Source organism: Olsenella sp. An290 (assembly GCF_002159535.1).
In the GTDB taxonomy this organism is placed as follows: domain Bacteria; phylum Actinomycetota; class Coriobacteriia; order Coriobacteriales; family Atopobiaceae; genus Thermophilibacter.
The window spans coordinates 39,071-49,822 of the sequence record NZ_NFIU01000006.1; the positions used below are offsets into that span (position 1 = coordinate 39,071).

The 10,752-nt window shown below is 69.9% G+C and carries 7 protein-coding genes; 2 read left to right on the plus strand and 5 right to left on the minus strand.

From position 1 onward, the window contains the following. Nucleotides 1–72 precede the first annotated feature (72 nt). The gene (locus tag B5F84_RS05140; RefSeq protein WP_087321549.1) at nucleotides 73–885 is read left to right on the plus strand and encodes an MBL fold metallo-hydrolase; all 813 of its coding nucleotides are present in this window, start codon (nucleotides 73–75) and stop codon (nucleotides 883–885) included. Between the two features lie 507 nt (nucleotides 886–1,392). Here the strand turns inward: B5F84_RS05140 and B5F84_RS05145 are convergent. After that, complete coding sequence (locus B5F84_RS05145; RefSeq protein WP_087321550.1) at nucleotides 1,393–4,665, minus strand: beta-N-acetylglucosaminidase domain-containing protein; 3,273 nt, start codon at nucleotides 4,663–4,665, stop codon at nucleotides 1,393–1,395. Between the two features lie 194 nt (nucleotides 4,666–4,859). Next, the gene (locus B5F84_RS05150; RefSeq protein WP_087321551.1) at nucleotides 4,860–5,291 is read right to left on the minus strand and encodes an Hsp20 family protein; all 432 of its coding nucleotides are present in this window, start codon (nucleotides 5,289–5,291) and stop codon (nucleotides 4,860–4,862) included. A 245-nt stretch (nucleotides 5,292–5,536) separates the two neighbouring features. On the opposite strand from B5F84_RS05150, the gene B5F84_RS05155 reads away from it, so the two are divergent. Beyond that, on the plus strand, nucleotides 5,537–6,046 hold the full coding sequence (locus B5F84_RS05155; RefSeq protein ID WP_158094490.1) for a hypothetical protein: 510 nt from the start codon (nucleotides 5,537–5,539) through the stop codon (nucleotides 6,044–6,046). On the opposite strand, the gene B5F84_RS09570 is transcribed toward B5F84_RS05155, so the two are convergent. The 3 genes from B5F84_RS09570 to clpB all read right to left on the minus strand — a co-directional run bounded on the left by B5F84_RS09570 (nucleotide 6,043) and on the right by clpB (nucleotide 10,607). Continuing rightward, complete coding sequence (locus tag B5F84_RS09570; protein WP_158094491.1) at nucleotides 6,043–6,201, minus strand: hypothetical protein; 159 nt, start codon at nucleotides 6,199–6,201, stop codon at nucleotides 6,043–6,045. The two genes, B5F84_RS05155 and B5F84_RS09570, sit on opposite strands and share 4 nt — an antisense overlap. Nucleotides 6,202–6,206: 5 nt before the next feature. Continuing rightward, the gene (locus tag B5F84_RS05160) at nucleotides 6,207–7,820 is read right to left on the minus strand and encodes a PASTA domain-containing protein (protein ID WP_087321555.1); all 1,614 of its coding nucleotides are present in this window, start codon (nucleotides 7,818–7,820) and stop codon (nucleotides 6,207–6,209) included. 117 nt (nucleotides 7,821–7,937) lie between these two features. Further along, on the minus strand, nucleotides 7,938–10,607 hold the full coding sequence (gene clpB, locus B5F84_RS05165; protein WP_087321557.1) for an ATP-dependent chaperone ClpB: 2,670 nt from the start codon (nucleotides 10,605–10,607) through the stop codon (nucleotides 7,938–7,940). Between the last annotated feature and the right edge of the window lie 145 nt (nucleotides 10,608–10,752).

The window sequence follows — 10,752 nt, forward strand, 5'->3', positions numbered from 1 at the left end:
GGCACGGCCGGCGCGGCTGACGCGGTCGGCGGCGGTGCCCGGCAGAAAGTGTACGACAGCGAGGGGACACGCATGACGCCTGAGATTCACCTGCACGTACTGGCCAGCGGATCCAGGGGAAACGCCGCCGTGGTGGAGGGCCCCGAGGGCTCGGTCCTGGTTGACTGCGGCATCTCGCGGCGCGCCCTTCTCGGCCGTGCGGACGAGCTCGGCGTGGACCTTGGCCGGGTGCGCGCCGTCCTGCTCACCCACGAGCACTCCGACCACGTGGGCGGGCTCACGGTGTTCTGCAACCACTTCGAGGGCGCGCTGCTCGCGACCGCCGGGACCGTGGGCGCGCGGCGCTATCTCGCCGAGCTCCCGTTCACGGTCATGGGGCATGCCGAGGAGCTCGAGCTCGCGGGCATGCGCGTGCGGGCCTTCCCCACCTCGCACGACGTTGCCGACCCCATTGGCCTGCGCTTCTCGACAGACGACGACGCGCTTGGGTTCTGCACGGACACAGGAGAGCTGGGCCCGGAGGCGCTGGGCGCGCTGGAGGGCGTGCGCATCCTGGCGCTTGAGTCCAACCACGACGAGCGCATGCTGGCCACGGGCGCCTACCCGGCCTACCTCAAGGCGCGCGTGGGCGGGCCCACCGGTCACCTCTCCAACGCGCAGGCCGCGTCGGCGCTCACGCGCCTGGTGGGGCCGGACACCGAGACCGTGGTGGCCATGCACCTCTCGCAGGACAACAACCGCCCGAGCGTCTGCGTGCGCACGCTCGCCGAGGCCGTGGGGGCCGAGGTCGTGCCCGGCGAGGACGGCCGGCCCGAGGCCCGCACCCCCGACGGCCGCCTCACGATCTGCTGCGCCGCACAGGACTGGCCGCTTTCCGTGTGGTAGCGGCGGGGGCGGAGGGCTCGCGTCCGCGATTCCCGGCCCGGCCCGGATTAACGCGCAAAATCTGACTTTTCCGAAACAGCCTCCTGCGGATATATGAAACGAAAACAGATTTTGCGCGTTAATCCGAGGGAGGGGACGCGCTTGTCAAGGAGAGCTCCCCGACGAAGGGCCGCCCGGCGGGAGGCCGCCAGACGAGACGCCATCCGGCAGAAGGCTGCCCGGTTACGTACACTCCCGGCGGTTACGTACACGCTTTCCGGTTACGTACACTTGGCTCGGGTACGTACACTCCGTCACGAACCTTCTACCTGCGGAAACGCAAAATGCCCTCTCGAGAAGGACGCTCTTTCGTGTACGTAACCGATTTTTGTGTACGTAACCGCCGGGAGTGTACGAAACCGGAAAAGGAAGGGGGCGGAAGAGGGCCGCGGGGCGAGAAGAACCGCGGGGCGAAAAAAGGGGCGCCCGTGCGGGCGCCCCTTCGTGACGCGGGGATGGTCGGTCGCGCTAGGAGCGACGACGCGCGCTGAGGGCGGCGCCGAGGCCGGAGAGCGCGGCGCCCATGGTCGCGACCAGGCCAACGGCAGCCGAGGGGTCACCGGTCGAGGGGACCGTGCCGCCGCCGACCGTGCTGCCCGGCTTGCTGCCGGTCGCGCCGTCGGCCGCGTCGTCGGTGGTACCGCCAGTGGTGCCGCCGGTCGAGCCGTCGCCGGGCTGCCCGGGCGTGCCAGGCTGCTCCGTGTCGCCGCCAGGCTCCTCGGCCTCGTCCTTGTCCCAGCCGGCCCAGAGGGTGAGGTCGCCGGTCACGGGCGCGGCGAAGTCCCAGGCCTCGGTGCGCTCGGGGTTGGAGAACCAGCCCGTGAAGGTGTAGCCCTCGCAGACGGGGTCGGCCGGGCGCGCGACGGCCTCGCCCTCCTTGACCTCGACCTGCTGGTTCTCGGTCGTGGGCAGGCAGTCGTCAAAGGTGACGGTGTAGACGGGCCTGGGGGCGAGGGCGCCCTGGGCCTTCGTGAGCGCGGCCAGGGCCGCGTCGACCTGGTCCTGCGTGGCGTAGTTGCCGGCAATGAGCTCCTGCGCCGCGGTCAGGGCCTCGAAGAGGCCGGCCCAGCTGTCGGCAGAGTAGTCGTCCTCCGCAAGCGCACCGGCCTCGCTCACGGCCGCCGCGAGCTCGGACCAGTCGGGCGCCTCGTAGGCGTCGGGCAGGGTGATCGGGTCCTGCGTGCCATAGACCTCGAACTCGTAGATGCGGGCCGCGGAGTCGGCGCCGCTCGTGGGCTTGTCGACCGTCAGGCGGACGTAGCGGCCCTGGACCACGGGCAGGGAGACCACGGGCTGGTCGGCGGTGCTGCCGGTCACGCGGGAGACCTCGGTCCAGGAGCTGCCGTCATCGCTCACCTCGACGTGCCAGGCGTTGGTGTTGAGGCCGGCGCCCTCGCCGCCCACGGCCGCGTTGGCAAGGCTGTAGCCCGTGATGGTGGAGACGCCGCCCAGGTCAACGGTGAGCCACTGCTCCCACTGGGTGGTGCACCACTTGGTACTCGTGAGGCCGTCGACGGCCTTGTCGGCGCTCTCGGAGGCGCCGGTGGAGCTGGAGGCCGTGGCGGTCTTGTTCAGCGCGATGTTGGAGGTCTCGGACGGGGCGGCCTCGGAGACGGTGACCACCTGCTCCATCGTGGCGACGTCCTCGCCAAAGCGGTTGCTCGCCGTGAGGGTGATGGTGTAGCGGCCCTCGTGGGCGTAGCTGATCGTGGGCTCCTCGTCGGTGCTCGTGCCGGGGACGGCGCCGGGGAAGGACCAGGAGAGCTCGGAGGCGGAGAGCGAGCTCTCGTTGGTCAGCTTGATCTCCTGGCCGGGCCTCACGAAGGTCGAGGAGACGGAGAAGGCCGCCGTCGGCTCAATCTGGTACGCGAGGACGTCGTCGACGAACTTGACGCCGCACTGCTCGGAGAGGACCTTGCCGGAGGAGAGCGAGCTCCTCAGGGAGTTGAGCTGGGAGGTGAGGGCCTGGACCTGGGCGTCATCCTGGCCGACCTTGGCGATCAGCAGGTCAAGCGCCAGGTTGTCGGCCTCGCCGACCTGGGCCAGTTTCTGGAAGTTGGCCACGGGGCTGTGGGCGCCGCCCGCGTTGGTGGGGTCGACCTCGGAGGCGTGCTCGGCGAGGTAGTTCCCGGCGTCGACCATGGCGTCGAAGGCGGCGCGCAGGGCGGCCACGTCGGCGTCGGAGGCCAGGTCCTCGACAGCGGCGGCCTTCTTGAGGACGGTGTCCATGAGGGCGCGGGTCTCGGGCGCGTCGGCGCGGCCGGAGGAGTTGGAGCCGCCCACCATGCGCGTGGAGTGGTCGGCAAAGACCCTCATGGCCTGGCCGAGCTCGCCGTCACCGTAGACGTAGGGCACCGCAGCGTCGAAGGCGGCGTCGGCGTCGTAGACGTCCGTGTTCCAGCCATAGTCGGCCGCGGTGGCCTCGGAGACCTTGTTGAGATCCGCCCAGCCCATGGGGTTGGTGACGAAGTAGTCGGTCTTCTCGCCCAGGGCGTTGTCAAGGCCGTACATGGGGCCCAGGCAGAGCTTGGTGCGCAGGAAGTCGTTGCAGTTGTAGTTCCACCAGATGCCCAGGCGGTCGCCGTAGAGCTTCTTCACGAGGTCCACGTTCTCGGCGGGGATGCCCTCCGGCACCACGGCCGGGCCGGTGTAGAGGACCTGGATGCGCGAGTCGAGCGTCTCGGCGAAGTAGTTGGAGTACGCGTTGAAGCCGTTCTCGCCGGCGCCGTTGATCATGGCGAGCGAGTCGTACTTGGTCGGCACGGTCACGAGCGGGCCGCAGTCGCCCTTGGCGTCCAGGAACTCGGACTGGAAGCGGTTGAGGAGCTTGGCCTGCTTGATGCCGTCGTCATCCCCGTGCAGGGAGATGTCGTCGAAGAAGATGGCAAAGTGGCGCACGCCCATCTCGTACATGGTCTCGCACTTGGCCACCAGGGCCTGGAAGTCGCTCTCGCTCTCGAGGTCGATGGTGTTGCCCGGGGAGATGGCAAAGACGAAGTCGACCTTGTTCTCCTCGGCGATCCGGACGAGTTTCTCCATCTCGGCGAGCTGGTCGGCCGGGTAGGGGTCGCGCCAGTTGGCGCGGTGGTAGGGGTCGTCCTTGGGCGCGTAGATGTAGGTGTTGAGCTTGCTCTGGCCGTAGTAGGCGAGCTGGTCCTGACGGTCCTCCCAGGTCCAGCCGGCGCCGTCGCCGGCATAGAAGCCCTCGATGACGCCGCGGTGGGCCATCTCGGGCTCGTCGGTGATGGAGACGTCGGGCACAGTGCCGTCGGAGATGAGCTGCGCGAGCGTCTGGACGGCGTAGTAGGAGCCGTCGCCGTCGGCGCCGTTGAGGACGATGGCGCCCTTCTCCGAGCTCACGCCCAGGACGTAGCCCTCGGCGTCGAGCGCGGAGGCGTCCAGGGAGAGCGCGGCGGCCTGCGCGCTCTGGGTCGCGTCGTCGATCTCGCCCAGGTAGATGGTGGGATCGGCGGCATCGGCCGCGGCGTTGACGCTCACGCCGGCCTCGGCGAGCACGGCGTCGAGCGCGGAGACGGCGTCGGCGTCGGCGCCGTCGGCCACCACGTTCACGCCCCCGGCAAGCGACACGCTGCCGGAGCCCGCCTCGACGCTCTGCGGCGTGGGCACGATGTCGGGCAGGCCGCCCTCGGCGGCGAGCGCGACGGCCGGCGTCAGCGACAGCGCGGCGCCGATCACGAGCGCCACGCGCGCCGAGCGCGCGGAAACGAACAGATGCCTCATGGGTTCTCCCCTCGTTTGAGCCACGTTTTCTGCACATGCAAGAGCAGCATACCCCCTCGCGCGGCCCGGGCGCGCGGCGATCCCGTCAGCGGCGCTCGCGGGCGGCACGCAAAAAGGGGCCGGCGCCCAAGGGCGCCGGCCCGAAAGACGCTTCCTGGGGAGGAGGAAGGTCTGGAAGGAGGCAAGGCTCGGAGCTAGTCGATGGAGACCTTGGTGACGTTGCTCTTCTCCTGCTGCTTGGGGACGTTCACCGTGAGCACGCCGCCGTCGAGCTTGGCGCTGAGGCCGGCCACGGCCGCGTCCTTGAGGTAGACGCCGCGGGTGGCGCTCCACTCGCCGGTCTCCTTGTAGAGGTAGTTCTTGCCCTTCTCCTCGTCGGCCTCCTTGCGCTCGACGGAGATGGAGAGGCGACCCTCGTTGAGCTCGACGTCGATCTCCTCGCGCTTGACGCCCGGGAGCTCGGCGGTGACCACGTACTTGTCGCCCGCGTCCTCGACGTTCATCTTGAAGCTCGCGGACGAGGTGGACAGCGGCGCAAACGGCGCGTCCAAGAAGCTGTCGAGCGCGTCGAACGGCCAGTTGCGCAGAGCCCTCGCGTAACGGTCATACGGAACCATGCTTGCCATATCGATCACTCCTTCTGCTTGCGGTGCCCGTCTGGCACCTGTCGCTCGTTGTTAGTTGTTCCCGCTGGGGCGGCTTTTATACCCAGACGGCCTGTTTTTCTTAGCGTCACATACTCACCATATCTAAGTGCCCATGACTTAGATATAACCGCGCGAGAAGAACCTGGAGAGCCGCCGCCCTCCCCTTCCTTACGGTTTGTATAGTCTTCCCGAAGCCGCGCCGGCGGGCGCGCCGCTGCTTTATCATGAGTGCACTGCTGCTCATGACTGCCACGGAGGCACACATGGCCAACGAGAACGAGACGGCGCGCCCCACCGCCGAGGACCTTGAGAACCTGCCCTCCCTCGAGGGCGAGGGCGAGGCCGCGCCCGAGGGCGCTCCCGGGCGCCCGGCGCCGGCCCCCTACGTGCGGCAGCGCCCGGCCCGGCGCAGCGTCGACCCCATCGACGACTTTGCGCTCGAGGAGGGCGAGCCCGAGGTCGTGGCCCATGACTCCGCCTTCACCACCCGCGGCGGGGCGTTCTCCGGCATGGGCTACCGCCGCTCCCGCGCCCAGGGCAAGCAGCTGCGGCGCGACCTCCACTACGGCCAGTACCTCGAGATCCCCAAGGGCCGCCGCGACATCTTCGTGTCGCGCGAGCGCAGGACCCGTCTCAGGACCGCGCTCGCCCTGCTCGCGGTGCTCGCCGTCCTCGCGATCGTGGTCGCGGTGGTCTGGAACTACATGCAGACCAACTGGGGCGCCACGGGCTAGCCCCAGGGGTCGCGCTCAAAGAGCGGCTCCTCCTGCGGGCGACGGTCCGAGTAGGGGTCGTAGCCGTCGTCGTCCTCGTTCTCCGCGCGGATGAACTCCTCGTCCCCCGCGTCCCTCTCGGCCGGTCCGGCGGCCGCGTGCGTGTTCGGGCCCATGCCCATCACCCCGTGTACTGATCGATGTAGGCAATGTAGTCGCAGATGCTCCCGCCATGGGCGGAGAGGTCAACGCCCTCGAAGAGCGACGAGGGCGCGGCCAGCGCCACGACGCGCGTGACGCCCTCGGGCCCCCCGATGATGACCGCCCAGGTGAACTCGCCCTGCTGGCCGGTCGCGCAGATGAAGTGCTGCCCGCCGTTGGTGGGCGTCCCCTCCGGCAGGACGATGTCGCTCTGGGTGCAGGTGTCGGAGAGCCCCTCGAGCCCGCAGGCGGACATGACCGCGCGGACGGCGGCCTCGGTCTCCTCCGTGCCCCCCTTGGGCACCGTCGCGCCCGAGAAGGCGTAGCGCACGCCTCCCACGGCGGCGCCCGTGGCGAGCACGTCGGTCTGGGAGCCGCCCGCGTAGTGGGCGGACTCGGGGCTGTCTGAAATCTGGAGCACGTCGCCCTCGGGGCCGGTGTAGGCGGCGTGGGCGTGGCCGCCGGAGGCGTAGACCTCGCCGTAGGTGAGGGAGAACTTCTCCTCAGAGAGGTAGGTGGGCAGGGCCACCGCGTCGCACGAGAAGTACGCGAGCAGGTCGTAGGGCTGGTCCGGGAACGGCATGGCCACGCTCAGCTCGACGGTGTCGCCGGGCGCGACCTCGGTGCCGGCCTCGGGGCTCGTCTCCACGACGGTGTTGCGCGTCTCCCTGGAGCTCACGTAGGTGACGGACGCGGCGAGGCCCGCGTCCTCGAGGGCCGCCGTCGCGTCCGCGAGGGCCATGCCCTCGAGGGCGGGCACGGCGTAGGCCTGCGCGACGGTGAGCGTCACGGGCTGCGTGGAGACGAAGGGGGCGCCCTCGGCCGGGTCGACGGCGATGACCGAGCCCGCGGGCTGGTCGGAGTTGCGGTACGTGAGCGAGACGCTCGTTGCGCCGGCATCGACGAGCGCCTGCTGGGCCGCCGCCGCGTCGAGGCCCAGCACCTGGGGAATCGAGCGCTGCGTGGCGACGCGCAGGGTGATGCCGCGGGCCGGGTCCACGCGCTCGCCCACGTCGGGCGTGCAGGAGAGGACGGTGCCAAAGCCGTCGTCGGCGGCCGTGGGCTCAACCGTCACGGCAAAGCCCAGGTACGTGAGGTCGTCGGCGGCCTCGTCCTGGCTCAGGCCCACGACGGCGGGCACGGTCTTCCCGCCCCAGAGCTCCTGCTGGTAGGTGACGAACGCGAGCGCCCCCGCGAGGGCGAGCGCCGCCACCGCGATGAGCGCGACGGCCCAGCCCGGAAGGCGGCGTCGCGGGGCGTCGGAGAGGCTCTGAACCGGGGAGGGAACGGCGACGCCCTCCTGGAGGACGTCGAGGTCGATGGGGTCGATGGGGGCGTAGGACGGGCTTCCCAGGGCGTCGATGCCGTCGGGCGTGGGGGCAGCGACGGTGGGCAGGTCGCCAGGGACGACGCGCGTGGGGGCGGCGTCGGAGAGGACCGTGGCCGCCACGTCGGAGAGGGCCGTGGCCTCGGGGTCCTTCGGGCCGGCCTCGGCCGGAGCGGCGGGCGCCGCGGGCTCCGCGCGGTCCGGAAGCTGCTCGGGCGGCAGGGCCACCGTCTCGTCCCGCACGTTCTTCTCGTCCGACGCTTCCATGTCGCCTCCAACCGTACGTTGAATGTGCTCCCTATCCTAGCGCGTGGGCACCGGACATGGCAAAGGCCCCGCGAGGGGGCCTTTGCACAGCAAGCCTATGCGAGGGACAGGGAGCCGCTACTCCACGGAGTCGGGCTCGAGGGGCGCGCCGTCCGCGGGGGCGGCGTCCTCCCCTGCGCGCCGGCGCGCGGAGGCCGCGTCGTCGCGCGCGGCGAAGAGGCGGTCGTCGGCGCCCACGTCGACGCGGACCACGTCGCCCTCCCCCACCGTGCCGTCGATGATGAGGTTGGCCACCGAGTCCACGACCTGGCGCTGGATGAGGCGCTTGAGCGGGCGCGCGCCGTAGACCGGGTCGAGGCCGTCGAGCGCGAGCGACTGCTTGGCCGCCTGCGTGAGCTCGAGCTGGATGCGGTCGCGCTCGAGGCGGGCGCGGACGTCGCGCAGCTGGATATCCACGATCCGCTCGATGTCCTCGAGCCCGAGCGGGTGGAAGACCACCACGTCGTCGATGCGGTTCAGAAACTCCGGCTTGAAGGTCTGGCGCAGGGCGTCGTTGACCTCGCGCTGGACCTCGTCCGGGTCGCTCGAGGCGTTGGCGCCGGCGATGAACTGGGACCCGACGTTGGACGTCATGATGATGATCGTGTTCTTGAAGCTCACCACGCGCCCCTGGCCGTCGGTGAGGCGGCCGTCGTCCAGGACCTGCAGCAGGATGTTGAAGACGTCGGGGTGCGCCTTCTCCATCTCGTCGAGCAGAATCACGGAGTACGGGCGACGGCGCACGGCCTCGGTGAGCTGGCCGCCCTCGTCGTAGCCCACGTATCCCGGAGGCGCGCCGATGAGGCGCTGGACGCTGAACTTCTCCATGTACTCGGACATGTCGATGCGCACGAGCGCCCGCTCGTCGTCGAAGAGGTTCTCGGCGAGCGCCTTGGCGAGCTCGGTCTTGCCCACGCCGGTGGGGCCGAGGAAGAAGAAGCTGCCGATCGGGCGGTTGGGGTCCGAGAGGCCCGCGCGGCTGCGGCGCACGGCGGCGGCCACGGCCGAGACGGCCTCGTCCTGGCCGACGACGTGCTTGTGCAGCTCCGCCTCCAGGTTCTTGAGCTTGTCCATCTCGCCCTGCATCATCTTGGACACGGGCACGCCCGTCCACGCGGAGACGACCTCGGCGATCTCCTCGGAGGTGACCTCCTCCTTGAGGAGCCCACCCTCCTCCTGGCGCGCGGTGAGCGCGGCCTCGGCCTCCTCGTACTCGTGCTGGAGGCTGGGGATCGTGGAGTAGCGCAGCTCGGAGGCGCGGGCGAGGTTGCCCTCGCGGGTCACGCGCTCCATCTCCACGCGCGCGTCCTCGATCTTGGACTTGAGGTCCTGCACGCGGTCGATGGCGCCCTTCTCGTTCTCCCACTTGGCCTTCATGCCGTCGAGCTTCTCGCGCGTGGTGGCAATCTCGCCGCGAAGCGTCTCGAGGCGCTCGCGGGAGGCGGCGTCCTCCTCCTTCATGAGGGCCTGCTCCTCGATCTGCATCTGCGTGAGCTGGCGGTCCACCGCGTCGATGTCCGCGGGCATGGAGTCGAGCTCCATGCGCAGGCGGCTCGCCGCCTCGTCCACGAGGTCGATGGCCTTGTCCGGCAAAAAGCGGTCGGAGATGTAGCGGTTGGAGAGGTCGGCGGCGGAGACGAGCGCAGAGTCCGTGATGCGGACGCGGTGGTGCTGCTCGTAGCGCTCCTTGAGGCCGCGCAGGATGGAGATCGTGTCCTCCACGGTGGGCTCGGAGACCATGACGGTCTGGAAGCGCCGCGCGAGGGCCGCGTCCTTCTCGATGTACTTGCGGTACTCGTCCAGCGTGGTGGCGCCGATGGCGTGGAGCGTGCCGCGCGCGAGGGCCGGCTTCAGGATGTTGCCCGCGTCCATGGAGCCCTCCGTGGCGCCCGCGCCCACGATGGTGTGGAGCTCGTCGATGAAGAGGATGATCCGGCCGTCGGACTTCTCGACCTCCTTGAGCACGGACTTCAGGCGGTCCTCGAACTCGCCGCGGTACTTGGCGCCCGCCACGAGCGCGGACATGTCGAGCTCGACGAGCTCCTTGTCACGCAGGGTGGACGGCACGTCACCGTTGACGATGCGCTGCGCGAGGCCCTCCACGATGGCGGTCTTGCCCACGCCCGGCTCGCCGATGAGCACGGGGTTGTTCTTGGTGCGGCGGCTGAGCACCTGGATGGTGCGGCGGATCTCCTCCACGCGGCCGATGATCGGGTCGAGCTTGCCCTGGCGCGCAAGGTCCGTGACGTTGCGGCCGTACTTGGTGAGGGCCTCGAACTCCGGCTTGGAGTCCTGGCTCGTCACGCGCTCGTCGCCGCGCAGGTCGCTGTAGGCCTCCTCGACACGCTTGGAGGTGACGCCGGCGGCCTTGAGGATGGAGCCGGCCTCGTCCTTGGCGTCGGCGAGCGCGCAGAGCAGGTGCTCGGTGGTGACGTAGGAGTCCCCCATCTTGGAGGCGAGCTTCTCGGCCGCGTTGGTCACGCGGACCATGGCGTCGCTCATGCCCATCTGGCTGGCGTCGCCGGTGACGCGCGGCTGGAGCGCGATGGCCTGGTCGGCCTGCGCCTCGATGGAAGCGGGGTCGGCGCCCACGCGCTCGATGATGGCGCGCAGGTTGGACTCCCCCGAGCTGAGGAGGGCCTTGAGGAGGTGGACAGGCATAAGCTGCCCGGCGCTCGCGTCCGTGGCAATGCCGATGGAGGCCTGGAGGGCCTCCTGGGCCGTGACGGCCCACTTATCGAGTCTCATGTGGATGCCCCTTTCTGGGATGTCAGCTGTTCAGGTTCTATTGTTCCCTCCCTGGGGCAACTTATACGCAAATCTAAGTCTGCACATAGTAGATTTTCTGCGTGCAGGGCGAGAAAAACCGTCACGTGCGCCGAGGCGGCCGGCA